The sequence below is a fragment of the Pseudomonas sp. GL_117 genome (assembly GCF_057835125.1).
This window is the reverse complement of the sequence record NZ_CM174418.1, coordinates 132,215-157,731: the sequence shown is the minus strand read 5'-3', so window position 1 is coordinate 157,731 and position 25,517 is coordinate 132,215. Positions and strand designations below refer to the sequence as shown.

20 protein-coding genes and 1 pseudogene are annotated in these 25,517 nt (G+C 62.5%); 9 read left to right on the top strand and 12 right to left on the bottom strand.

Annotation, left to right across the window (positions count from 1 at the left end):
• Positions 1-180: 180 nt before the first annotated feature.
• The 5 genes from AC3ISR_RS00735 (at position 181) to AC3ISR_RS00715 (ending at position 5,233) form a co-directional block, all read left to right on the top strand.
• On the top strand, positions 181-2,346 hold the full coding sequence (locus AC3ISR_RS00735) for a PA5441 family protein (RefSeq protein WP_463984909.1): 2,166 nt from the start codon (positions 181-183) through the stop codon (positions 2,344-2,346).
• A complete protein-coding gene (locus AC3ISR_RS00730; protein ID WP_226456613.1) occupies positions 2,343-3,047 on the top strand; it encodes a DUF3142 domain-containing protein in 705 nt (234 codons plus the stop codon). The genes AC3ISR_RS00735 and AC3ISR_RS00730 overlap by 4 nt, the downstream gene beginning before the upstream one ends.
• Before the next feature lie 70 nt (positions 3,048-3,117).
• Positions 3,118-3,843, top strand: coding sequence for a hypothetical protein (locus AC3ISR_RS00725; RefSeq protein WP_192298568.1), 726 nt, complete (start codon positions 3,118-3,120; stop codon positions 3,841-3,843).
• A 17-nt stretch (positions 3,844-3,860) separates the two neighbouring features.
• Entirely contained in the window at positions 3,861-4,544 is a 684-nt protein-coding gene (locus AC3ISR_RS00720) for a hypothetical protein (RefSeq protein WP_489324548.1), read from the top strand.
• A 2-nt stretch (positions 4,545-4,546) separates the two neighbouring features.
• Positions 4,547-5,233: a protein phosphatase 2C domain-containing protein gene (locus tag AC3ISR_RS00715; protein ID WP_463984924.1), complete on the top strand. Its 687-nt coding sequence runs from the start codon at positions 4,547-4,549 to the stop codon at positions 5,231-5,233.
• A gap of 87 nt (positions 5,234-5,320) precedes the next feature.
• On the opposite strand, the gene AC3ISR_RS00710 is transcribed toward AC3ISR_RS00715, so the two are convergent.
• The 12 genes and pseudogenes from AC3ISR_RS00710 to AC3ISR_RS00655 all read right to left on the bottom strand — a co-directional run bounded on the left by AC3ISR_RS00710 (position 5,321) and on the right by AC3ISR_RS00655 (position 19,032).
• Positions 5,321-5,890 carry a hypothetical protein gene (locus AC3ISR_RS00710; protein ID WP_192298570.1) on the bottom strand — a complete coding sequence of 190 codons (570 nt, stop codon included), beginning with the start codon at positions 5,888-5,890 and terminating at the stop codon, positions 5,321-5,323.
• Between the two features lie 149 nt (positions 5,891-6,039).
• The gene (locus tag AC3ISR_RS00705; protein WP_463984911.1) at positions 6,040-8,490 is read right to left on the bottom strand and encodes a TonB-dependent siderophore receptor; all 2,451 of its coding nucleotides are present in this window, start codon (positions 8,488-8,490) and stop codon (positions 6,040-6,042) included.
• Positions 8,491-8,582: 92 nt separating this feature from the next.
• A complete protein-coding gene (locus AC3ISR_RS00700) occupies positions 8,583-9,533 on the bottom strand; it encodes a FecR domain-containing protein (RefSeq protein WP_463984912.1) in 951 nt (316 codons plus the stop codon).
• Positions 9,530-10,039, bottom strand: a complete 510-nt coding sequence (locus tag AC3ISR_RS00695; protein WP_226456610.1) for a sigma-70 family RNA polymerase sigma factor — start codon at positions 10,037-10,039, stop codon at positions 9,530-9,532. Before AC3ISR_RS00695 ends, AC3ISR_RS00700 begins: the two co-directional genes overlap by 4 nt.
• Positions 10,040-10,113: 74 nt before the next feature.
• Complete coding sequence (locus AC3ISR_RS00690; RefSeq protein WP_463984913.1) at positions 10,114-11,559, bottom strand: efflux transporter outer membrane subunit; 1,446 nt, start codon at positions 11,557-11,559, stop codon at positions 10,114-10,116.
• Positions 11,556-12,614, bottom strand: a complete 1,059-nt coding sequence (locus AC3ISR_RS00685; RefSeq protein WP_463984914.1) for an HlyD family secretion protein — start codon at positions 12,612-12,614, stop codon at positions 11,556-11,558. Before AC3ISR_RS00685 ends, AC3ISR_RS00690 begins: the two co-directional genes overlap by 4 nt.
• 14 nt (positions 12,615-12,628) lie before the next feature.
• On the bottom strand, positions 12,629-14,164 hold the full coding sequence (locus AC3ISR_RS00680; protein WP_463984915.1) for an MFS transporter: 1,536 nt from the start codon (positions 14,162-14,164) through the stop codon (positions 12,629-12,631).
• Positions 14,165-14,409: 245 nt separating this feature from the next.
• The gene (locus AC3ISR_RS00675; protein ID WP_192298577.1) at positions 14,410-15,330 is read right to left on the bottom strand and encodes a LysR family transcriptional regulator; all 921 of its coding nucleotides are present in this window, start codon (positions 15,328-15,330) and stop codon (positions 14,410-14,412) included.
• A 53-nt stretch (positions 15,331-15,383) separates the two neighbouring features.
• On the bottom strand, positions 15,384-16,232 hold the full coding sequence (locus tag AC3ISR_RS00670) for an ABC transporter permease (protein WP_192298578.1): 849 nt from the start codon (positions 16,230-16,232) through the stop codon (positions 15,384-15,386).
• Between the two features lie 13 nt (positions 16,233-16,245).
• Entirely contained in the window at positions 16,246-17,097 is an 852-nt protein-coding gene (locus AC3ISR_RS00665) for an ABC transporter ATP-binding protein (protein WP_192298579.1), read from the bottom strand.
• Between the two features lies 1 nt (position 17,098).
• A pseudogene (locus AC3ISR_RS00660) lies at positions 17,099-18,124 on the bottom strand (ABC transporter substrate-binding protein).
• Positions 18,125-18,138: 14 nt separating this feature from the next.
• A complete protein-coding gene (locus tag AC3ISR_RS00655) occupies positions 18,139-19,032 on the bottom strand; it encodes a TauD/TfdA dioxygenase family protein (RefSeq protein ID WP_463984916.1) in 894 nt (297 codons plus the stop codon).
• A 332-nt stretch (positions 19,033-19,364) separates the two neighbouring features.
• Here AC3ISR_RS00655 and AC3ISR_RS00650 point away from each other — a divergent pair, with 332 nt between their 5' ends.
• The 4 genes from AC3ISR_RS00650 (at position 19,365) to AC3ISR_RS00635 (ending at position 25,501) form a co-directional block, all read left to right on the top strand.
• Positions 19,365-20,075 (top strand): GntR family transcriptional regulator, encoded by a 711-nt coding sequence (locus tag AC3ISR_RS00650; RefSeq protein WP_463984917.1) that lies wholly within the window; start codon positions 19,365-19,367, stop codon positions 20,073-20,075.
• A 349-nt stretch (positions 20,076-20,424) separates the two neighbouring features.
• Entirely contained in the window at positions 20,425-21,183 is a 759-nt protein-coding gene (locus AC3ISR_RS00645) for a DUF3050 domain-containing protein (RefSeq protein WP_463984918.1), read from the top strand.
• Positions 21,180-22,127: a diiron oxygenase gene (locus tag AC3ISR_RS00640; RefSeq protein WP_192298584.1), complete on the top strand. Its 948-nt coding sequence runs from the start codon at positions 21,180-21,182 to the stop codon at positions 22,125-22,127. The genes AC3ISR_RS00645 and AC3ISR_RS00640 overlap by 4 nt, the downstream gene beginning before the upstream one ends.
• A complete protein-coding gene (locus tag AC3ISR_RS00635; RefSeq protein ID WP_463984919.1) occupies positions 22,124-25,501 on the top strand; it encodes an amino acid adenylation domain-containing protein in 3,378 nt (1,125 codons plus the stop codon). The genes AC3ISR_RS00640 and AC3ISR_RS00635 overlap by 4 nt, the downstream gene beginning before the upstream one ends.
• Positions 25,502-25,517: the final 16 nt, after the last annotated feature.

The window sequence follows — 25,517 nt, the reverse complement described above, 5'->3', positions numbered from 1 at the left end:
GTGCATTCAATTGCTTCATACGGTCAACTCCCTGACATACAGCGCAGTCTATGTCAGAGAAATTAAATTGCCACTACCCTCAATCGGACAAATCTACGATTTGTGTAGGGCTTCACCGAAGCGATTGTCGGATCAAGCTATGATTGCCGCCCTCCAAGGACTCAGGATCAAGGACACGTCATGCGCATCGGTTTTCTGTCACCCCTGGCACTGGCTCTGCTGGCCAGTGTTTCCCTGCCCGCAGCGGCCAGTTCCGACAACTTTTGCTTCCCTGACTGGCGCGTCGCCCGCAGCAGCCTCGACCGCTGCAACAACCTGCCGTTCCTGAGCCCGGGCAATGACAGCCGGGCCAACCTGCGCCTGATGCTTGCCGACAAAAAAGGCGCGCCGCTGACGCCGAATGCCTTGGACGAAGATGACCTGGCCCAAGGTTTCGGCGCGGTGCCGTTTCCACAGTACCGCCTGGCCCTGGCCTCCAACGGCGAGACCGAACCTGACTCCGACGATTCCCCTACCGCCGAACTCGACACCCTGCTCGAACCCCTGGGCATCAAGCGCGAAGACTACAAAACCGCCGGTGAAGGCTTCGTCAGTGGCGAAGGCAGCCGCTGCCGCAGCAACGACGACAGCAGCGCCACTGCGTTTATCCGCCAGGTCGCCAAGGCCGACATGCCCCAGGCCGAGCGCGAACTGCTGGCCAAGGCGCGCCTGCAACTGCTCACCACCTGCGACTGGGACGGCCCGGTGGTCGCGGACCCGCAGCAGATCCAGTCCACCGACGGCCAACTGTTTCGCACCTACCTGCAAGCCGCCGCCGACTTCTACAGCGGCCGCTTCGCCGAGGCCGAGCGCGGCTTCAGCGCGGCTGGCAGCGCCACTTCGCCCTGGCTGAAAGAAACCGCGCGCTACATGGTTGCGCGCAACGCGCTCAACCAGGCCCAGGCCAACACCTATGACGAATACGGTGTGCCCGACCTCGAACGTGTGGATAAAACTGCGCTGGCCACTGCCGAGCAAGGCTTCGACGGCTACCTGAAGACTTATCCACAGGGCGAATACAGCGTTTCTGCACGCGGCCTGCTGCGTCGCGTGTACTGGCTGGGCTTTGACAGCGAGAAGCTGGCCGCCGCGTTTACCTGGGCGCTGACTGAAGCCAGCGACGCGCAGCGCAACGTATCGGTGGATGAACTGGTGGAAGAGGCCGACCTCAAGCTGCTGATGTCCAGCGGCGAAACCGTCAACACGCCGATGATCCAACTGGTCAGCGACCTGATGGTGATGCGTGGCGGCGAGCAACCGGCGCTGACCCGCGCCGACCTGGAAAAACAAAAGTCGGCCTTTGCCAGCGACCCGGCGCTCTACGACTACTTGCTGGCCGTGTGCGCGCTGTTCGTCGAGCAGCAACCGGACGCCGCCTTGAAGCAATTGCCGCAAAGTGTGCCAGCAAGCCTCAACTACTTCGCCTTCAGCCAACAGACCCTGCGCGCCCTGGCCATGGAAGCCAAACAGGACTGGAAAGGCGCCGAAGCGCTGTGGCTGCAACTGCTGCCGCTGGCGAAACTGCCACTGCAACGCGACCAGTTGGAGTTGGCCCTGGCCATGAATTACGAGCGCAGCGGCCAGCTGGCCAAGGTGTTTGCCGCCGACTCGCCGATCAGCGCCAACCAGGTGCGCTACATCCTGCTGCGCAACGTCGCCGGGCCTGAACTGCTGCGCCAGCAGATCGCCCAGGCCCGCGACCCGCTGGAACGCGAAACCGCGCAATTCGTGCTGCTCTACAAAAACCTGCTGCGCGGCCAGTTCGAAAGCTTCGCCGACGACCTCAAGCAACTGCCTGTGCCTGCGTCCGAAGACAAACTCGGCACCAGCCTGGGTTATGTCTACGGCGGCAACCAGACCCTGCGGCTGTTCCAGTGGAACGGCGACAAGGCCGAATCCGGCTACGTCTGCCCGAGCATCGCGCAAACCGCCGAGACCTTGCAGGCCGACGCCAAGAATCCACAGGGCCTGAACTGCATCGGTGAATTCATCCTGCGCAACAGCCTCGACAGCATGCCGCTCGAACAAGCCCGCGCCGCCGGTAGCCTGGGCAGCACCGCATCGGACTTCAAGGGTGAAACCTTCTCGCGCCTCGACGGCTACCGGCAGGTGATCGGCGACGCCAAGGCGCCAAAGAATGACAAGGCCTACGCCTTGTTCCGCGCCATCAACTGCTACGCACCGGCCGGCTACAACAGCTGCGGCGGCAAGGATGTTGAGCCGGCGGTGCGCAAAGCCTGGTTCCGCCAGCTCAAAAGCGGCTTTGCCGACACCCAGTGGGGCAAATCGGCGCAGTACTACTGGTGAAGCCGCTGTGGCTCGCCTGGCTGCTGCTGGCAAGCCCGGCGTTCGGCGCCGTCGACGCCCGCGACTACGACGCCTTCTGGCTGTGGAGCGGCGTCGCACCGCAGCCGGTGCTTAAACAGGCCAACACCCTGTACATCCTCCAGGGCCAGATCAACGCCAACCGCCGCGCCCCCGAACGCGGCGCGCAACTGATCGCCCAAGGCATCGGTGTGCCGCGCCTGACCCGTGGCGACATCTGGGTGGTGTACCGCGCCCACACCCTGCGCTGGCCGGAGGCGGTCTACAGCCAACTGCTCGGCCAAGTGCAACGCTGGCGCGACGCGGGCAACCCGGTGGTCGGCATCCAGATCGACTTCGACGCCCGCACCCAATACCTGCACGAGTACGCCAGCTTCCTGCGCGACCTGCGCCAACGCCTGCCGGCCGAGCTGAAACTGAGCATCACCGGCCTGCTGGACTGGAGCAGCAACGCCGACCCGGCTGCCATCGCCCAGCTCAAGGGCGTGGTGGATGAGGTGGTGGTGCAGACATACCAGGGGCGACACAGCATCCCGGATTACGCGGCGTATCTGCCACGGATGAATCGCATGGGGCTGCCGTTCAAGGTCGGCTTGATTCAGGGTGGAGCGTGGGAGGAACCGGGGTATTTGAAGGGGAGCGAGTGGTTTCGGGGGTATGTGGTGTTTTTGCAGAATCGTTGACATCGATGTCAACTCTGTGCAAGAAAGCGTCCACAGTCCATGGACAGTGGACACCTTGGTTCTATAGAAAATGAAAAGTCAAGACATTGTAATACTGTTCAAATTGATCAGCCTGGACCTGCTTGCAAGAGGCGAGCGGGTAAAAAAGCGCGAGTTCCGCGTCATGCGTGACTTTGACGACACCATGCTCCTGGCGCTAAGTGGGTCCTCAATCTCGATGGAGAGCTTTCTCGATCATTCCCCTGAAGACAACTTCGAGAAGATTCAGCTCTCTTCTGCTCAAGAATGGGAAGGATGGGAGGACATCGAGGACAAAGAGCTCACGCCCAACATCGAAAGCTATTCCGTCCGAGCCCTTTCGGCCGCCCTCGCATTGAGCAAAAGCGAGGTATCCAATTCGATCAATCGCTGCCGGGAAATTGGCCTCATCTACACCGACTTGCTGAGCGGGAAACCCAACGTAAGACGCGAGGCTTTGCTGGACTTCGTAAAGTATGCAATTCGATACGTATTCCCAGCCAAGCCCGGCCCGATTGTGCGGGGCATTCCAACAGCCTTTGCCGCACCGATAATGGCAGGCAAGGTCATGAGCGGCGGGGATTTAATTCCCGTCTGGCCCGACGCCTACGGAAAAAGCAAAGGTCAGGAAATCACACCTTTATACAAAACTGTGCCTGGCGCGGTGAAAAAGGATGAGCTTCTCTATCACTTCCTGGCCCTCGTCGACGCCATCCGTATCGGCGGGCCACGCGAAGCCAAAGTCGCCGACGCGATGCTGAGGGAGTGGATCTTGTGACGTCCAACAGAACCATGATGTTGCACATGCTTGAGGAGGTTGCCGATGCGCTGGGTGAAGCGTTGCGCGCGCAAGTAGCCTTTGTCGGCGGATGCACCACGGTTTTGCTGATCACTGACGAATACACCCTGGAGTCGGTTCGCGGTACGGATGATGTGGATCTGGTTATTCATCTGGCGGGGACTGCTGACTGGTATCGCCTGGAAGAGCACCTGAAACCCCGAGGTTTCAAAAATACCGGTCAGGATTCTGTCACCTGTCGTCTGCGACTGGGCGCTCTGAAAGTCGACTTCATGCCCACTGATGAAAAGGTACTCGGCTTTTCCAACACCTGGTTCGTCGGTGGTCTGCAAAACGCGGTCGACTACACGCTGCCCCACGGAACCTCTATCAAAGTATTCGCCGCACCGTGGTTTCTCGCCGCAAAGCTTCAGGCCTATCAAGGCCGAGGCCATGGCGACGTGCTGATGTCCAACGACATCGAAGACATCATCGCGTTGCTGGACGGTCGCGAAGAACTCATCGAGGAAATGAAGCAGGCGCCCATCGAACTGCGGCGCTTTGCCAGTGAACAATTGGCTGCATTGTTGAAGCTGTCGGTGTTTCAGGACGTCATCCAAAGCACCGCCCAGGACTCTGATCGTGAAGCACTGATCCACGAGCGTTTGAGAGCACTGATTGGCTTCGGTGCGCCTGCTTGATCGTGCACTTGAGTCTCAGCCGGCAAGGAACCGACAGAACAGAAAACCGCGATGTCAGCGGCTCGGCGCACAACGCAGGCGCGTGTCTCTATGTGATCGCCGACGGAACCTCAAAACCGGGCAGTGGCGAATTGGCGCAAGCCCTGACCAGTCATTTGCTTGATTGCTTTTCCAGTGCGGCGCCGTCTGCTGTGTCCTGCCTGGATAACGCCCTGGAACTGACACTTGCCGCACTCAAACACGCGCATTCAAACCTTTGCCCCGACCTCCCCTTGGCCTCCACCAGCTACCTCGCCCTGCTGATGCATGACCAAAGCGTCGTCGCGATTCACGCCGGTGACTGCTGCCTGGGATACGTCGGTAGCGATCAGCGTGTGGTGTGGCTAAGTCCGCCCCACTGCGGGCCCAACTGGAAGGGCGACCTGAGCCACTCATTCATCGCCAGTAGCCCGGCCCGCAAGCGGCTGCTCAACTGCATGAGCTACCGACGACCTCATGAGCCCGCCCTGCAATTCATCAACAGCGTTCCAGACACAACCTGGGTTATGGCAACGGACGGGTTTTGGGCCGGTCTTTCCGCTGAAGAGCAGCGAGAGGCCATTGCAGGACAAACCCTGGACACTTGCTCAACGGAAGATGACGCCACCTTCATGCTATTGCGAACGAGGGAGCTGTCCTGCGAGAAATAACCTACCCGTCGTAGGTCACGCTCGACACCGCCGTACTCCATGCAACAACCGGCGTCCACGGTTCATTTGAACCGTGGACACTGGGTTCTACAGAAAAGGGAAATACAGCGCTTCGATTACTGCAAACGCCCAGAAAATCATGCCGATGAGAATCCAGATGCCATTGGCCCACGTCAAACGGCTGTTGGCCTGGCCCTGGGGATCATTTTCCAGATGGTTCACCGCCTGCTGAATTTGCACGGACAATGCAGCCTGCACGATGAGCAGGCAGAGGCTGATCTTCAATCCGTTGAAGGGCGAAACATACCAGAGGAAGGTTAAAGGCAAGAACGTGCAGGTGATCCAACCTAAGGCAAAACACCGCGGCCACCATCGATAAGGTCGCTCTTTCAAATCAAGCACACGCTTGATGTTCATCGCCAACGCGTAAATGAAAAAAACCGAGAAAAAAGCCCGCACCAACGGCAGCACTCGAGCCCCCGTTGCGGCGCGATAAAGGCTCCAATGTTTGTAGGACCAGTAAAAGCTATAGAAACCCTGGGACAACAACACCATCAGTAATAGTTTGCGCGGCGCTACCACGAAAAACGTAGGTTGCAGCGCGGCAGGCGGGCTTAGATTGGCTTGCGGAGGGGCATAGGGGTTATCGAATGGCATGGACTCTTTTCCTTGATAAGTCGGCGCCAGAGGCTAATGCGTAACCCCGCCCAATCCGTCAGCGTGAGCAAAATCAGGAGCGCTCCTACACGCCACTTCCTGTGGCGCCAGACTCGTCCTACGCACCAGCCCGCATCCGCAGAGCCTGCCTACCAGTCGTAGGTCACGCTCGACACCGCCGTACGCCCTTCCCCGTAATAACAATCCAGGTCACTGGTGCACTGCGACAGGTAGGTCTTGTTGGTGAGGTTCTGCACGTTCAGCGCCAGTTTCACGCCCTTGAGTTTCAGCGGCGAGCGGCTCAGGTCGTAGCTCAGGCTGGCGTCGTAGACGCTGTAGGACGGCACGCTGAAGGCACCTTCGTAGTAGTCGCCCAGGCTTTGGCGGGCGTAACGCACGCCCAGGCCTGCGCCGAGGCCGGCCAGTGGGGTGTCGCCGAGCACGTTGTAGTTGACCCACATCGAGGCGGTAAGCGGTGAGATGCCGGCCGGGTGGCGGCCCTGGCGGCCTTCTTCGTCCTTGGTGTATTTGATGTCGTTGCGTGCAGCCGAGGCGATGATGTCCCAGGCATCGTTGAGCACGGCCTTGGCTTCCAGTTCCACACCGCGTGAGCGCATGGCGCCGCTCTGGGTGCTGAACGTGTCATTGGGGTTGGTGGTGATGACGTTTTCCTGGTCGAGTTGGTAGACCGAGGCCTGCACAAAACTCTTCTGGCCAGGTGGTTGGTATTTCACGCCGACTTCGTATTGCTTGCCGGTAGACGGATCGAACGGCTTGCGGTCGACGTTGGTGCCGGTCAGCGGCAGGAAGGATTCGGAGTAGCTGATAAACGGCGCCAAGCCGTTATCGAACAGGTACACCAGGCCCGCACGGCCGGTGAAGGCTTCGTCCTTGCTGGCGAAGCGCGTGTTTTGCATCGGTTCTTTGTTGACCACGCTGGCCCAGTCGTAACGGCCACCGAGCACCAGCGCCCATTTGTCCCATTTGATCTGGTCCTGCACGTACAGGCCGGTCTGGCTCAGGGTGCGGTCCCAGCGGTACGGCTGGCGGTAGTCGATGTGCTGGCCGTAGACCGGCTTGAACAGGTCGATCGCCGCGGCGGTACGGTCGTAGAGGCCGTGGAACAGCGAGCCGGAGTGGTAGTAATCGAGGCCAAAAATCATCGTATGGGACAGCGCGCCGGTGTCGAATTCGGCCTGGGCGATGCTGTCGACGCCAAACACTTTGTTGTTCTGCGCCCAGTCCACTGCGTAACGTTGAAGGTAGCGTTGGTCCTGCACCCCGGTGGCGGGGTTGGCGACGAAGGCGTAGCCGTGCAATGGCGCGGTGTAGCGGTCGTCGACCTCGGCGTAGCGGGCGTTTTGCTTGAGGGTCCAGGTGTCGTTGAGGCGATGGGCAATCTCGTAGCCCAGCACATACTGCTCGCGGTTGTACTGGTTGACGCCCGGCTCGCCGAGAAACAGGTCGCGCTTGATCTTGCCGTTGGGGTTGGCCCACAGGGTGCCGGACGCCGGCAGGCCTTGGGCTTCGGGCACGCCTTTGTCTTTCTGGTACTGGGCGAACAGGGTCACGCTGGTGTCGTCGTTGGGCCGCCAGGTGAGGCTGGGGGCGATGAACTGGCGTTTGTTTTCGACGTAGTTGATTTCGTCCTGGCCATCGCTGAACAGGCCGGTCAGGCGATAGAGAAACTGCCCTTGTTCATCCAGCGGGCCGCCGAGGTCGATGGCCGCGCTTTTGTGCTCGTAGGTACCGGCCTCCAGCACCACTTGGTGCACCGGGGTTTCGCTGGGGCGCTTGCTGACCATGTTGACGATGCCGCCCGGTTGGTTCTGACCGTACAACACCGAGGCCGGGCCCTTGAGCACTTCGATGCGTTCCAGGGAGTACGGTTCGATCTGCAACGCGCCGCCGGTGCTGCCGCCGCCGTAGGGCAGGTGCAGGCCGTCGAGGTACAGCGGGGTCGGCGAGAAGCCGCGCGAGGTCGGCTCATCGAACAATTTGACCCGGTCCGCAAAGCCGCCCGCCGCCATGCCCGGCGTGTAGAGCAACGCCTGGGTCACGCTCTGGGCACCGCGCGCCTTGATCTCGGCGGCGCTGATCACGTTGATGGTCTGGGGGATTTCCACCAGCGCCGAGTCGGTCTTGCTGCCCGAGGCGCTGCGCGTGGCGACGATGCCGTCCACCGGGCCCCAGGCGCTTTCCCGGGCTTGCTCGCCGCTGATCTGGGTGGCGCCCAGTTGCAACGGACCGCCGCCGGAAATCGCCTGCAACGACCAACCGCCTTGGGACTGCATCGCCACCAAGCCGCTGCCCGCCAGTAACTGCTCCAAACCGGCGCCCACCGCGTAACGCCCTTGCAGGCCGGCGCTGCGCTTGCCTTCGGTGAGTGAGGCGTCCACCGAGAGCAAAATCCCCGAGGCGCTGGCGAAGCGGTTCAATGCCTGGTCGAGGCTGCCCGCCGGAATGTTGTAGGCGCGCTGTGTTTCGGCGCTTTCAGCGGCTTGAACCAGGCTCGGCAGCAGGGGCACGGCGGCCAGCAGGCCGACAAACACGCCACGGCGCAGGGCGCGGGCCAGGGGTTGGATCTGGTGATGCGGCATTGCAGGACTCCCCGTGAGATCGCTTCTTGATTGGCTTTCAAGAGGTATCCCGAGCGGGATGCAAAAACCGACAAGTGCTTGGCAAACTTTTTTCAGACCCGTGCCTTGATCGTCACCCAGTAGCGCGTCACTGCCTGCACCTGTACCGGCAACGAGCGCTCCAGCGCGGCGAGGATCGCGTCGGTGTCGTCCAGCGGAAACACCCCGGTCAGCAACAGGCCGGACACCGCCTGATCACAGCGCAACAGCCCCGGACGATAGCGGCTCAACTGCGCGACAAACGCGCCCAGGGGCTGGCGTTCGGCGATCAGGCGGTGCTCGGTCCAACTGCTGGCATTGGCGTCCACCGCCGCCAACGCCGTGCTCTGCCGAGGGTTGAACCACAGGCTGTCGCCAGCCTTCATCTGCACCGCCGCGCCGTGCAGCGGGGTCACGCGCAGGCGGCCTTCGTAGAGGTCGACGCGGCTGCCATCGGACAGTTCGCGCACGCCAAAACGGGTGCCCAGGGCTTGCACATCACCGGCCGGGGTTTCGACGATCAACGGGCGCAGCGGGTCGTGGCCGCTGGTCAGTAGCACCTCGCCACGGATCAAGCGAATGCGGCGTTCGCTGGCGCTGAAACGCAGGTCCACCGCGCTGTCGCTGTTGAGGTCCAGGCGTGTGCCGTCGCTGAGGGTGACGTGGCGGATCTCGCCGGTGGCGGTGCGGTGTTCGGCGAACGCGGCCTGCCAGGGTTCGCTGCGCTGCACCAGGTAGCCGCTGCCGCCGGCCACCAGCAACAGGCCGAGCAGCTTGAGGGCGGCGCGGCGTTGGGTGTCCGGGGTGTCACGCAACACGGCGCGGGCGCTGTCGACGGGCACGCCACCGAGGGTTTGCTGCAAGTGCTGCAAACGTTGCCAGGCGCGGCGGTGTTCCGGGTCGGCGGCCTGCCACTGGGCGAAGGCCTGGCGTTGTTCGCCGTGCAGGTCGCCACCCCATTGCAGCATCAGCCATTCGCTGGCTTGCTCGACAATGGCCGGGGCGATGGGCGCGTCGTGTCTCATTCGGCGTAGGCCACTTGGTAGCAGGCGACGATGGCGCGGGTCATGTACTTCTGCACCGAGCTGAGGCTGACGCCCAGGCGCTCGGCGATCTGTGCGTAGCTCAGGCCTTCGAACTGCGACAGCAGGAAGGCACGGCGCACGTTGTCGGGCATGCGGTCGAGCATCGCGTCGATCTGCATCAGGGTTTCGAGGATCAGCGCGCGGGTCTCCAGGCTCGGCGACTCGGGCTCCGGCAGGTGCGCGATGCTGTCCAGGTAAGCGCGCTCGATGCGCAGGCGCCGCCACTGGTCGATCACCAGGTTGCGGGCGATCTGTGCCAGGTAGCTGCGGCTTTCCTTGTCGCCGGGAAAGCGCCCGGACACCAGCAGGCGCAGGAAAGTGTCCTGGGCCACGTCGGCGGCATGCTCGCGGTCGCCCAGGCGTTTACGCAACCAGCCTTGCAACCAGCCGTGATGGTCGCGGTACAGGAGGTGAAGCTGTTGCTGGCCGTCAGTCGCGGTGTCCATGAAAAAGCTCAGATACACTATTGAGAGCAATTATCATTACAGTTTATTTCGCGACTGACAAAAACTCTTTGTCCTCACCCCCCGGCGGTGTGCAGCGGATACACCGATTCCCAACCGCCGCCCAACGCTTTGTACAGCCCGACCATGGCCAGGGAGACGCTGGTCGAACTCTCCACCCACTGCTCCTGCGTGGCCAGCAATGCGCCTTGCACGGTGAGCACGTTGACGAAATCCACCACGCCTTCGACGTACTGGTGTTGCGCCGTTGCCAGGGCAATCTGGTTCTGGCGCACCGCTTCGGCGAGGCTGTCGCGGCGCAGTTGGCTGGCGTTGTAGCGGGTCAATTGATCGTCGATCTCATGCCAGGCGCGCAGCACGGTTTGCTGGTACGCCAGCGCCGCTTCCTGTTGCTGGGCTTCGCGCAGGTTCAACATGCCTTCGAGGCGCCCACCATTGAACAGCGGCAGGCTGAACTGCGGGCCGAAGGCAAAGGCGCGTGAACCCCACGAGCCGAAATCCGACAGTTGCATGGCCTGGGAACCGAGGTTGCCGGACAGGGTGATGCGTGGGTAGAAATCGCCCTTGGCCACGCCGATGTTGGCGGTGGCGGCGTGCAATCGGGCTTCGGCCTGGCGGATGTCGGGGCGACGTTCGGCAAGTTCCGAGGGCAGGCCAATGGCGGCCTGGCGCTGGGTCTGCGGCACGGCGGCATCGGCTGACAATTGCGCATGCAGCGCTTGCGGCGCCTCGCCCATCAGCAGGCTCAGGGCGTTGATCAACTGGTCCTGGCGCTGTTGCAGATCCGGCAGGCGCGCTTCGATGGTCGCGACCTGGGCGGCGGCTTCGGCCACGTCCAGGTCGGTGGCCACGCCGTCGGCCAGGCGCAGTTGCGAGAGCTTGAGACTGTGGCGTGCCACGTCGAGGTTTTGCTCAGTGACGGCGCGGGTATTTTGCACGCCGCGCAGCTGGATATAGTCCTGGGCGGTTTCAGCGAGCACCGCGAGCAGCACGGCGCGACGGTCGTTTTCGGCGACTTGCAGGGTGGCGTCGGCGGCTTCGGTATCGCGTCTGACGCGGCCCCAGAGATCCAGCTCCCAGGACGCCGAGAACCCCGCATCCCACTGGCTGAACGCGGCGCGGCCGTTCTCGCCGGACGGGTCGTTCAAGCCTTTGCCACTGTTGCGTTTGCGCTGGTAGGCGCCGCTGGCATCGACGTTGGGGTAACGCTCGGCGGTGGTGACCTGGCGCACGGCGCGGCTTTGTTGCAGGCGGCTGCTGGCGAGTTTCAGGTCGAGGTTGTCGCTGAGCGCGCGGCGGGTCAGGGCCGAAAGTTGCGCGTCGTGGAACACATCCCACCAACGCTCCTGCAACGGATCGCTGACCGCACGGCTGGCGGCTTGACGGCCTTGGGGCTCGCTCCATTGCGTGACTTGAGGGGCCTGGGGCCGTTGGAAGTCCGGGCCGACGCTGCAGGCACTCAGGCTGATAAGGCTCAGGGCGAGCCAGGCAACACGCTTCATTGCTGGGCCACCTCATGCTGCTTCGCGACCGGCTGCGTATCGACGATGGCTTCCACCGACATGCCCACACGCAGGCGTGCGGTCAGGGCCTGGCCCGGCTCCAGTACGATCTTCACCGGGATACGCTGTACCACCTTGGTGAAGTTGCCGGTGGCGTTGTCCGGCTTGACCGCCGCGAACGTCACCCCCGTGGCGGGCGCGAGGCTTTCCAGATGGCCGTTGAGAGCCTCGCCGTCGAGGCTGTCGACGCGCACCTGCACGGCTTGGCCGGCGTGCATGTGGGAGAGTTGGGTCTCCTGGAAGTTGGCGACCACGTAGGCTTCGGCCAACGGCACCACGGCGAGGATCTTGCTGCCTGGCGTCACATAGGCGCCCACCCGCACCGCACGCTCGCCGACCACGCCATCCACCGGCGCGACGATACGCGTGTACGACAGTTGATAACTGGCCATTTCCAACGCGGCCTGGGCGCGCTTGAGCCCGCCTTCGGCGGCGTCGCGCTGGGCGCTGAGGATTTCCACCTGCTTGCGTTCGGCCGCCAGCACCGCCGTGGCATTGGCCAGGCGCGCGGTGGCCTGGTCGATACGGGTCTTGGCCTGCTGGGCGTTCTGCACGGTGCCGGCGCCAACCCCGGCGAGGTGGTTGTAGCGGTTCAGTTCGTGTTCGGCGAAGGCCATTTCGGCGCGGTCTGCCGCGACGGTGGCCTGGGCCTGGGCGATCACCGAGCTTTGGCGCTCCAGGGTCGCGCTGGCGTTTTTCAGTTGGGCCTGGGCGACCAGGGTGTCGGCGTCGGCAGCCTGGGCGGCGGCGCGAAAATCGCGGTCGTCGATCAGCGCCAGCAGTTGCCCGGTCTTGACCCGCTGGTTGTCTTCCACCAGCACTTCCTTGATGAAGCCGGCCACACGGGGCGCGACCAGGGTGAAGTCGGCGGCGACGAAGGCGTCGTTGGTGCTCTGGCGCTTGCTGCCGAGCACACCCGGCGCAACCAGGTAGACCAGCACGCCCACGGCAAACACGGCGATAACGGCGACGGCAATTTTGTCTTTGCGTTTCATGAACAGTCCTTTAATCAAGTCGGTGCACGGGGCGGGAAGATCCGCGTGGGCATCCAGAAAATCAGCAGAATCAACGCCACCGCGACCGCGGCCATGACGACATACAGATCCGAAGAGGTCAGCACCACGGCCTGCTCGTGCAGGCGGTGCGCCAGGCCCGGTGCGTCGCCGTCGACCAGGGGCGAGTTGCCCAGGCGGTCGACCAGCATGGTCGAGTGCAAGTGCAGGCGCTGGGTGGTCAGCGTGTCGAGCACACCCATGGCAATCACGGCGGCCAGGCCTTTGACCGTGTTGAACCAGGCCGAGGCGAACGGCCCGTCCATCGGCTGGATACTGCCGGTGGACAGCATCAGCAGCGGCAGCACGGCCATCGGTTGCCCGAAGATTTGCAGCAGGTACAGCCCGTAGAAATCATCGCGAATCCATTGCGAAGTCAGCTGCGAACTGCCCAGGCAACACAGCACCAGCATGCCCAGGCCGATGCCCAGTACCCAGCGGCAATCAACCCAGCGCAGGTTGCACAACGCCGCCACCAGCGGCAGCGCGATCAGTTGCGGCAGCGCCATCAGCAGCATCACCGGCGCGGTCTGCAGCGGGCGATAACCCTGGACCTGGGCGAGGAAACTCGACGGGATGATGATCACCGAGGTCAGCACCATCAGCACGCCGGCCAACACGATCAGGGCAAACGCCAGGTTGCGCAGGCCGAGCATCTGCAGCTTGAAGAACGGCATCGGGTGCGACCATTCATTGAGCATGAACAGCACCAGCAAGAGTGTGCCGCCGCTCAGCAGGAAGGTGATCAGGCCTGACTCGAACCAGTTCAGGCGATTGCCCTGGAGAATGCCGATCACCAGCATGCAGATCGCCGGAAAACCCAGCAGCAGGCCGCGCCAGTTGAATTGCTTGAAGCGCTCCAGGCGCAGCGGGTCCTGCGGCAAACCGTAGGCCACGGCGGCCATTGCCAGCAGACACGGCGCGACGATCTGCCAGAACGCCCATTGCCAGCCGACGTATTCGGTCCACAACGCCGCCAACGGCGTGCCCAGGCTTGGGCCGAAAGTGGCGGTAAGCGCGTAGCCGGCCAGGCCGTAGAGCTTGACGTTGGCCGGCAGGAAGCGCAGCGCGACGGTCATCAGCATGGGCGGCAATGCTCCACCGGCCAGGCCTTGCACGGTGCGCAGCACCAACAGGCTTTCGTAGTTCGGCGCGAACGGGCACAGGATGCCCAGCACGGTGAACAGGCCGATGGCGCACAGAGTGAAACGGCGCAGGGAAAACGTCACCGAACACCAGGGTGCGAAGGCCATGGCCGCGACTGACGTGGCGGTGTAGGCGGCAACCAGCCAGGTGCCTTCGTCAAAGCCGATGTACAGCGCACCGCGGATGTCGGCGAGGGCGACCTTGGTGACCATCTCGTTGAGACCGGACACCAGCACGGCCAGCAACACGCCGACCAGGCCGAGGATGATGCGCGGGCCGAACACGGGCGGGCTGATGCTGGCGGGTTTGGCTGCAGCCGCGAGGGTGGGGGCAGCGAGGGAAGTCATGAACAGAAAACTCGGAATGATCAATACCCGAGCAGTTTAATCAGGCACACACATGACAAAAAGTTACATGTCGGCAGCTTATAAGTGCACCAGACGCAACTCTAAATCCCAACACGAATTCCTGTGGGAGCTGGCTTGTGTGGGAGCGGGCTTGCTCGCGAAGGCGGCGTGTCAGTCAGCACATATATGACTGATCCACCGCCTTCGCGAGCAAGCCCGCTCCCACATTTTGAACCGAGTTCACTTTAGGTGGGTTGGGCTTCGAGCCATGTGGCGTGACAGCTTTCGCGCAGGGTCTCGCGCAGCCATTTGTGCGCCGGGTCCTTGTCGAAGCGAGGGTGCCAGGATTGCGCTAACACCAGGGTCGGCAGAGAGATCGGCAACGCAAACGCGCGCAGCGGCAACTTCAGGCGATTGGCGCTGTAGAGGGCTTCCTTGGGCACCGGCAGGATCAGGTCGGAGTCGGGCAGCATGAACATCGCACCGTGAAAACCCGGCGCGATCATCGCCACGCGGCGCTCCAGGCCCTGGGCGTTCAGCGCGGTATCAATCGGCCCACGGGCGATGCCGCGTCGCGAAATGCTGATGTGGGAGTAGCTGGCAAAACGCGCGGCGGTGATTTCTTCATCGAACAGCGGGTGGTCTTGTCGTGCCAGGCCGACGAAGGTGGTGGAGAACAGGTTCTGCACCTTCACTTCGGGGCTGGAGGGCATGGTGTTGCTGACGCGCAGGTCCAGGCGCCCTTCGCGCAGCGCTTCGTCGTCGGTGTCGCCCTCGGGCACGAAGCACAGCTCGCACAGCGGCGCCACGCGTTCCATGGTGTCGAACAGGCGACCGCCATACACGCCGATAAAAAAGTCGTTGGCCCGCACACTGAAGCGGCGGCGCAAGGTACTCAAGTCGACCTGGTCCGCCGAACGAAACAGCAGCGCCGCCTGTTCCACCACGTTGCGCACCTGGGCTTGCAACTGCAACGCCTTGGGCGTCGGCACCAGGCCGCGCCCGGCGCGCACCAGCACCGGATCGCCGACCGCTTCGCGAATGCGCGTAAGGGTGCGGCTCATGGCCGCCGGGCTGAGGTTCATGCGGCGCGCGGCGCCGACCACGCTGCCCTCGTCGAGCAAGGCGTCGAGGGCGACCAGCAGGTTCATGTCCGGTAGTTGCATGCCAAGCACTCGTGATGACTAAGGCGTGAATGGGCTGCAATCGTAACAGGTGATCAGCGTTGCATGCCCCAACGCTTCACGGTGAGCCGCTCGAAGGTGTCGAACACCAGGTTCTCCACAAGCAGGCCGATCAGGATCACCACCGCCAGCCCGGCAAACACCTTGTCGGTGTAGAGCTCGTTGCGGTTCTGGAAGATGTACCAGCCCAACCCGCCCTTGCCGCTGGTTGCACCGAACACCAGCTCGGCAGCGATCAGCGTGCGCCAGGCAAATGCCCAGCCGATCTTGAGGCCGGCGAGGATCGACGGCAGCGCCGCCGGAATCAGGATGAACAATACGAAGCGCATGCCCTTGAGGCCGTAGTTGCGCCCCGCCATGCGCAGGGTTTCGGACACGCCGAGAAACCCCGAATAGGTGTTCAGCGCCAACGCCCACAACACCGAATGCACCAGCACAAAGATCAGGCTGTTCTGCCCCAGGCCGAACCACAGCAGCGCCAGCGGCAACAGGGCAATCGCCGGCAACGGGTTGAACATCGAGGTCAGGGTGCTGAGCAAGTCGCGGCCCAGTTGGGTCGAGACCGCCAATGTGGTCAGGGCAAATGCCAGCACGATGCCGATCAGGTAGCCCTTGATCAGCACCACCAGCGAGATGCTCACCTTGCTCAACAATTCGCCGCTGAGCAGGCCGTCGTAGAGCGCGTGGAAGGTCTGCAGGAAGCTCGGCAGCAGCAGGTCGTTGTTCTGGTAGCGTGCGACGCCTTCCCAGAGGATCGCCAGCACGATCAGGATCAGGCCCTTGCGCAACCAGCCTTGTTGCCACAGGCGTTGGCGCAGAGGCAGCTCGCGCTCCACCGGGACGCTGAGCAAGGGTTCGAGGTGTATTTCGTATTCCTGGCGCATGAGAAATGCCCCCTTAGTAGGCGATGCGGATGTCAGCAAAACCCAGCTCGGGCTCGGCCTCGGTGGCTTCATCGAACAACAGGCGATGAATCCGCCGCGCCGAGTGCTGGAATTCCACGCCGCCAAGGCTGTGCAGGTCGTATTGATGGCTGTGGATTTCGGCACGCACGCGCCCCGGATGCGGCGACAGCAACAGGATGCGATTGCCCACCACCAGCGCTTCTTCGATGGAGTGGGTGACGAACAGCAGGGTGAAGCGCACCTCTTCCCAGAGCAGCAGCAATTCTTCCTGCATCTTGCGCCGGGTCAGGGCGTCGAGGGCGGCGAAGGGCTCGTCCATCAACAGGATTTTCGGCTGCATGGCCAGCGCACGGGCGATGGCCACGCGGGCTTTCATGCCGCCGGACAGGGTGTGGGGATACGCGTCGGCAAAGGCGGTGAGGCCGACTTTATCGAGGTAGTGCAGCGCACGGTCTTCGGCTTCGGCGCGCTTCAAGGTCTTGGACGCCAGCAGCGGGAACATTACGTTCTGCTTGACGGTTTTCCACGGCGGCAACTGGTCGAACTCCTGGAACACCACGATGCGGTCCGGGCCCGGTTGTTCGACCTTTTGCCCGAGCAGGCGGATCTCGCCTTCGCAGGGTTTGATAAACCCGCCAATGGACTTGAGCAATGTGGACTTGCCGCAACCCGACGGGCCGAGCAGCACATAGCGGTCGGCCGGATCGATCTCGAAACTGACCTGGTGAGTGGCGCGCACCACGCGCTCGGGCGTGCGGTATTCCAGGCTGACGTTATCCACCGCCAGCAACGGCAAGGGGGTGTGCAGGTTGCTGGCCGTGTGGCCTTGCAAGAGCGCGTTCATCTCAACTTCCTTGCAACGGCTTGGCGTCCTGGAAGAAGTAGTCCTTCCACGATTCAGGCTTGTTCTTGATGGCGCCGACGCGGTAGAGGAACTCCGCCAGCGGGTAGGTGTTTTTCGGCGTGATGCTGAATTCGAACTGTGGGTTGTCGATGATTTTCAGCAACTCGGCGCGGTCGATCTTGGCCTTGGTCACGCGGATGTAGGTGTCGGCCGCTGCGCCTTTGTCGTTCTGGGCGAACTGCGCGGCTTCGGTCAGTGCGTCGATAAAGGCCTTGTAGGTTTTCGGGTTGTCGTTGCGGAATTTCTCGGTGGCGAACAGCACGGTCGGCGAGTTCGGGCCGAGCAGGTCGTAGGTGTTCAGCACCACGTGTACGTTGGGGTTGGTCAGGGCCTGGTCCTGGAACGGCGGGTTGGAAAAGTGCCCGGTCAGTTCGGTGCCGCCGGCGATCAATGCGGCGGTGGCGTCAGGGTGCGGAACGGCGACGGTGTATTTGTCGAGGCGGTTGAATTCCTTGTCGCCCCACTGCTTGGCGGCGGCGTATTGCAGGAAGCGTGATTGCACGGAAACGCCTACCGCCGGAACGGCGATGCGGTCTTTGTCGGTGAAGTCGGCGATGGTCTTGACCTTGGGATTGTTGCTCACCAGGTAGTAGGGGAAGTTGCCAAGGGAGGCGACAGCCTTGACGTTCTGCTTGCCGCGGGTGCGGTCCCAGATGGTCAGCAGCGGGCCGGTGCCGGCACCGGCAATATCGATGGAGCCGGACAGCAACGCGTCGTTGACCGCCGCGCCACCGGACAGTTGGGTCCAGTCGACCTTGATGTCGATGCCTTCCTACTTGCCGTATTTCTCGATCAGGTTCTGGTCGCGCACCACGTTGAGCAACAGGTAGACGATGCCGAACTGCTCGGCGATGCGGATCTCGCCTTCAGCCTGCGCTGCCGCCGGTGCAACGAGGCTGCCGGCCAACAGGCTGACACCCAGGCCGACGGTCGCGGCCAGGCGTGCAAATGGAATTTTCCTGGACATGGTCATACTCCGGATCAGAAAGGCGCGTCGCCCTGGATGGTGGTGCGAAAGAGTTTGCGGCGCAGGTGGCTCGGGCAACCGGCGGCCAGGTGGATCAGCGAGCGGTTGTCCCAGAACACCAGGTCGTGGGGCTGCCATTGATGCCGATAGATGTTCTGCGCCAGCACGCTGTGGGCGTAGAGCTGGGCCAGCAGGTCGCGGCTTTCGTCTTCCGGCAGGCCGACAATGCGGGTGGTGAAGCCTTCACTGACGAACAGCGCCTTGCGGCCGTTTTCCGGGTGGGTGCGCACGATCGGGTGGACCACTTCGGCAACCTGAGCGAGTTGCTCGGGGGTCAGGGTGGGACGCCAGTTGCCTTCGAATTTGCTCTCGCTGTAACGCGCCGTGTAGGAGTGCGCGGCACTGCGGCCTTCGACGGCTTGGCGCAGGTGCGCGGGCAGTTGGTCCCAGGCTTTGTGCATGTCGGCGAACAGCGTGTCGCCGCCTTCGGCGGGCAGTTCCTGGGCGTGCAGCATCGAGCCCAGGCTCGGCAGTTCTTTATAGGAAAGATCCGAATGCCAGAACTTGCCCGCGTCCCCCAGGCCGATGGATTGGCCGTTTTCGATGATGTTGGAGACGATCAGGATTTCCGGGTGGTTGGCCAGCAGGAACTGTTTGAGCACGTGGATCTGCAACACGCCGAAGCGGCGGCTGAAGGCGATCTGTTGTTCGGGGGTGATGCGTTGGTCACGGAACACCACGACGTGGTGGTCCAGGTGCGCGCGGTGGATGCGGGCGAAATCTTCGGCGCTGACAGGTCGGGCCAGGTCCAGGCCGATGATCTCGGCGCCGACGCTACCGGGCAGTGGGCGAATCTCGAAAGCTTGGGCGGTGGAGGTCGCTGTTGGAACAGTAGAGGTGGCGGACATGAGGTCACTCCCGGTCAGACAGGGAAATGACTTTATAGATATAAGAACTGCATTTTAAATACCGTTAGCGAATATGCATATGCGCAATCCAGCGGGACAACTCCTTGCCGTATGGCGGTCAAGGCATAAACGAGGGCGACGCCGCGTTCAGTTCATAGCACTATGACGCGGGCGTGTAAGACGCTGCAAATCCTTGATGTGGGCGCCTGGAACCGCATGTTTAGCCACTTACAAGCCGCAAATCTTGCCTGTTTGACAAGCCATTGGGCAGTCTCTAGTGTTCTTTGGATCCAATTGTTTCAACCCATTCTAATAAGGAGGACAGCGTAGTCGTGACGCAGAAGCCGAACCCTTTGAGCAGTATCAAAGTCAGCGGACCCATTCCCGCCCATCTTGCCCGCTCCGTGATAGAAGAAACCTTGCGTAATGCGATCCTTGATGGCCGATTGCCTTGTGGTACTGCCATGCGCCAGCAAGAGCTGGCCAGCCTGTTCGGGGTCAGCCGCATGCCGGTGCGCGAGGCCTTGCGTCAGCTCGAAGCCCAATCATTGCTGCATGTGGTGACGCACAAGGGTGCCGTGGTGGCGCCATTGATCGAAGACAATTCGGCGGAGACCTACGCCCTGCGCATGCTGCTGGAGTCTGAAGCGCTGCGCTTGTCGATCCCGTTGCTCACCGAGGCTGACATCGCCGAGGCAGACGCCTGCATCAGTGCCCTGGAGCGGGAAAAAGACTATTGCGAGATGGGCCGCCTCAATCGCCTGTTCCACATGGCGCTGTATGGCAAGGCCCCCAATCAGCGCCTGCTTACGTTGGTGGAACACGGTTTGAACGAGGAAGAGCGCTTCCTGCGTTTCAACCTTGAGGCGATGGGGCTGGGCGAGACGTCCCAGGAAGATCACCGTGAACTGCTGAGCCTGGTGACGCAGAAGAAAGTCGACGAAAGCGTGCTGACGCTGCGCAATCACCTGACCCGAGGCATGGAAGTGATCACCACTTACCTGGCCGGTCTTGATGCCGCCAGCAAGAAAGACCCACGCTAGTTGGGTCAACGCCGTGCGGGGCAACTTCCCAATTAAGGATGCCCCGCAACTAAACCCATAAACTTAATTAAGCCCGCAACCAACCAGGAAGTTTCCCACATTTAACCCTGCAAGTTACCCACGCCAAGTAATTTCCCGAAAAAACATCTCATACATTCATAAGCTCATCCAAGTGTTTAATCGGCTTATTATCTTTCGAATAAACCAAACACTCCAGCCGGCCGTGCCAGCGTGCGCATGAGCCGGTGCCGTATACGGTTTGTTTACGCGTTATCAACGCCACTCTCGTCTGTAAAAGAATAGCCACCACTGCTGTCACTGCAGTTGCAACAACTCATAGGCATCAACCATGCATCAAGTTTCGCTGGAACAAAAAAGGTTACGGCTGTGCAGTCATCCGTTATTTATCGAAATCAATTCACTCAGCAAGTTACAACTTTTCATGCAAAGCCATGTATTCGCGGTCTGGGACTTCATGACCCTCACCAAGCGCCTGCAACGGGACCTGACGTGCACCCGGCTACCCTGGCTCCCACCGACCGACCCCGAAGCGGCACGACTGATCAATGAGATCGTGTTGAGCGAGGAGTCGGACCAGCACCCCGAGCGCGGTCATTGCAGCCATTTTGAGCTGTACCGGGACGCCATGGTCGAAGTCGGCGCCAGCACCGTCGCGATCGATACCTTCATTACCCTGCAACGCCAGGGCGTGGACGCCGGTACCGCGCTGCAGCGGATCAACGTCCTGCCGGGGGTGGCGCGCTTTGTTGCAGCTACCTTGCACATCGCGCTGAACGCGCCGACCCATTGTGTGGCCGCGGCGTTCCTGCATGGCCGGGAGAGTGTCATCCCGGCCATGTTCGAACGCTTGCTGCGGGGCAGTGAAATCATCAGCCGCCAGGCGCCCACCCTGAGCCAGTATCTGCGCCGTCATATCGAGCTGGACTCCCAGGACCACGAACCGGGAGCCCTGCGTTTGCTGCAACGCCTGACCGGCGCAGACCCCCAGCGCCAGCAGCAAACCGAGGATACCGCCCTGGATGTGGTCAACAGCCGCATTGCGCTGTGGGACGACATACATGCTTCATTGCAGGAGGCACATCCATGAACTTCAGCGACTACCACAGCGCTGCCGAAGACTGGGAACGCCAAGCCACCATCCGCACCCGCCCGCGCCGCATGCTGGAAGACGACGACAAACTGATCTACCCGCTGGCGCGCCAGCCACTGGCGCTCAGTGCAACCTTTACCGAACAGTGCCCGCAGTGGCGCGATTTCGTGCTGACCCAGAGCTTCTACAAATACATCAACGACGTGGTGATTTTCGAGACCGAGATCGTCGACAAGACCGCACGCAGCATTGCCAAGAACCGCTTCTCGCTGCCCTTCCCGCCCGCCTGCCGCTACGACGCGATGACGGTGGTGGTGGATGAGGACTATCACGCCCTGGTCGCACTGGATTTCCTCCAGCAGGCCGTGACAATGACCGGCCTCCAGCCGCTCGAGCTGCCGTCACAGATCGAACTGAGCCGCGCCCTGCCCCTGGCGCAGGCCTTGGCCCCGGCTCACTTGCGCGATGCCGTGGAACTGATCGGCGTAGCCATCGCCGAAAATACCATCACCCATGATGTGGCGGCGTTCGCCAAGGACCACAGCATCAAGGCCTCCGTCCGTGGCTTGATGGCCGATCATCTGTGCGACGAAGGCCGCCACGCGCAGTTCTGGACACGCCTGGTGCGCCTCTACTGGCAGGCGGCAAGCGCAGCCGACCGTGACGCCATCGCCCACATCCTGCCCACGTTCCTGGCGCACTACCTGACCAACGACCTGCAGCAGCGCTTTGACCTGCAACTGATCGAACACCTGGACGTTGACGCGAGCGTGCGCCACGCCCTGCGCGATGAAATAAACGCGCTGGTGTTCCCGATTACCCGCCAACACCCGCTGGTCGGCAACATCATGGGGTTCCTGCACCGCAGTGGTTTGCTGCAGACGCCCAGCGTGGCCCAGGCGCTGGGCGACTACCTGCCGTGCGCCAGGAGCCCGCGATGAGACGCCTGATGATTGGCTGGGTCGGTGTGAGCAAAGCGCTGGAGGCCGTGAGGCAATGGGTCGAGCAGTACGGTCATGGGCCTGGGCATGAGTTGGCCGATCTGTTGATCGAAGACGGCAGCCAACCGCTGCCGACACACCTGGCGCACGCGCCGCGGCTAAGCCTGCGCGTGGGCGTTGGCCCGCTGAACGAATCCGGCCTGCCCGCCCTGCAACTGCGCAGCTATGACCGTGAACAGCGGTTGCTGGCGACCCAGGAAGTGCCCGAAGAGCCCAGTGGTAACGGCCAGCGCTTGCATCGACAGGCGACGGACACGCTGGCGCAATGGGTTGCCCTGCACGTCAGCGGTCTTGCCCGCGACCCTGGGTACCTTGCCCAGCCAACCTGCGCCAACCGTTGGCCGGAACAGGGCTTGCAAGGCCTGGACGCGCTGGCATTCATGCACAGGTTCAATCGCACCGCTGACCCAACGCTGCGCCAAGCCGCCCAGGTGCCGATGATCGAACGGTTGCAGGCCAGCCTGCGGACCTTCGCCGGGCGGCCGGCCCTGAATATCGCGGGCGAGGTGCTGACTTATCGGCAATTGCACCGTCAGGCATTGGCGATCCAGCAGCAGTTGAGGCCACTGCTGGCCGATCTCGAAGTACCGGCAGTGGTCGGCGTGTGCCTGGAGAAATCCGCAGCGCTCTATGGGAGCCTGCTTGCGCTGCTGGGCTGTGGCGCGGTGTACCTGCCGCTGGCACCGGAGCATCCGCCACAGCGCCAGCAGGCCCTGCTGGAAAGCGCTGGGGCCAGGGTGTTGCTCGACGACGGCCGGCACCCGCTGCGCGGGCAGTTGATTGCGCTGGATGTGAGCCGCGCCGGCGACGCGGGCATCGACACCACGCAATCGTTGCTGCTGCAGCGCCCCAATCTGGATGCGCCCTGCATGGTGCTGTTCACCTCAGGCACCAGCGGCCGCCCCAAGGGCGTATTGCTCAGCCAAGGCAACCTCGCACATTTCACAACATGGTTCACCACTCGCATGGCGCTGAGTGAAGAGAGTCGCGTGCTGCAGTTCGCCTCACTGGGGTTCGACGCTTCGCTGATGGATATTTTCCCCAGCCTGATCGCCGGCGCGCAGTTGATCGTGCCCAACGAGGCGCAACGGCTGGACCCCCATCAGTTGGTCGCACTGATCCGCGAGCAACGCGTCAGCCATGGGTTCCTACCGCCGGCGGTGCTCAGCCTCCTGCCGCCCGATCTGCCCCTGGGCCTGCAACACCTGCTGACCGGCGGTGAAGTCTGCGAGCCCCACGTGATCGAGCGGTTGGCTGGCCAGTGCCAATTGCACAACCTCTACGGCCCCACCGAAGCCACGGTGCTGGTCACCCATCGGCGGCTGCAAGCGGGGGACAGCAATTGCAACGTGGGCTGTCCCATTGCCAACAGCCAGGTACTGATCCTCGACGACGACCTGCAACCTGTGGACGAACAGGTGATGGGCGAGTTGTACATCGTCGGTCCTGGGGTAAGCCTGGGGTATGTGGATGCCGCGCAATCGAGCGATAACCCTTTCGTGACCCTGGCGCTGCCCGACGGCCAGGCTGTGCGGGCGTATCGCAGTGGAGACCTGGCGCAGTGGACCGCTGACGGTATCGTCCTCGGTGGCCGACGCGACGGGCAGGTGAAGATCCGCGGCTTCCGGGTCGAACCGCAGGAGGTGGAGCAATGCCTGCGCGACAGCCGGTTGTACCGCCAGGTGGCGGTGGTGGTGGATGCCGAACAGAGAATCCGTGGCGTTGTCGCCCGGCCGGAACCCGGTGCCACACTGTGCGCACTCAAACAGCACGCACGGCAGTGGCTGCCGGGTTATCTGCAACCGGACGTGTGGACGCAGTTGCCAAGCCTGCCGTACGCCAGCAACGGTAAGGTCGACCGCCAGGCGTTACTGGGCTTGCCGGTTCAAGCCACGTCGATCGGCTCGGACCAACCCGCGCAAACACCTCTACAAACGCAGCTGGCAGATCTGTGGAGCGAACTGTTGCAAGTGCCCGTGGCGCAGTTGTCGATCGACGACAGCTTCTTCAACCTCGGCGGCCATTCGATTCTGCTCTCGACGTTGTTGCTGCGCATCCGCGAGCGGTTTGGGCGCAGCCTGGCATTGAACCGTTTCTTCGAAGTGCCGACGATTCGCACGCTCGCGTTGCTGATGGCAGATGACGTGTTGCCCTGCGCACCATCCGGCCAGGCCGTGCGCGATGCGCAACGGAGCGTGTCGGTGCGGATGCTGGCCGAGGACCGTGCGGGCGACTGCCGCAAGATCATCGTTACCGGCGCCAACAGTTTTATCGGCGTGCATATCGTCGAAGCGTTGCTGGCCGGTGGTGCCACGCAGGTGGCGTGCCTGGTGCGCGAACTGCCGGGGCATTCGGCCCTGCAACGCTTCAACCAGGCCCTTAGCGAATACCGCTTGGAACACCTCGACCTGAGCCGGGTGCGGGTATACCCCGCCGACATCAGCCAGCCGCGATTAGGCCTGGACGACGTGGTGTACAACGAGCTCGCCAGGGGCTTTGGTGCACTGGTACACAACGCCGCGCAGGTCAACCATGTGCTGGACTACGGCGCACTGGCCGGGGATAACGTCGAACCCGTGCTGGAATGCCTGCGCCTGTGTGAAACCGGGAGCAAGAAGGTGTGCAATTTCATCTCGACGCTTTCGGCATGCAGCGCTATGGACGCCGCAGGACACATCCTCGAAGCGCCCGCCGCGAGCAGCCTGCCGCTGTACATCAAGAACGGTTACAACCTGTCCAAATGGGTTGCCGAGCGCCTGATCGGCCGCGCGGTGGCGCAAGGCGCCTGGGTGAATATTCATCGCCCGGGAAACATCAGTTTCAACAGTCGCAACGGGGTGTGCCAACCCCAGAAGAACCGCCTGATGTTGATGCTCAAGGGCTCGCTGCAATTGGGTTTGCTGCCGCGCCTGGCGGTGAACTATGACTTGATGCCGGTGGATTTTTTCGCGCGTTTTCTCGCGTTCCACTGCGGCCGATTTGAGTGCGGGCGAAACGTGTTCAACCTGCATAACCCGCAGCCCCTGAGCTGGGACCACTATCTCGATGCCTTCAGCCTCGCCGGCTTCCGGTTCGAGCGTGTCAGCGTGGCCTGCTGGCAGCACGCGCTGCACACCGTGAGCGCCGACAACGCGTTGTTCGGTGTGCTGGGTTTTTACCTGGAAGGCCTGGGGGAAGACATCGGCGACACCTCGATGATCCATCACGACAACGCGCGCCGGGGGGTGCAGGCCATGCACGCGCAGTACCCCGAAAAAAGCCCGGCGTTGTTGCGCAAGGGTTGCGACTACCTCAAGGCCACCGGCTTTCTCTGAACCCTACCAGGACATC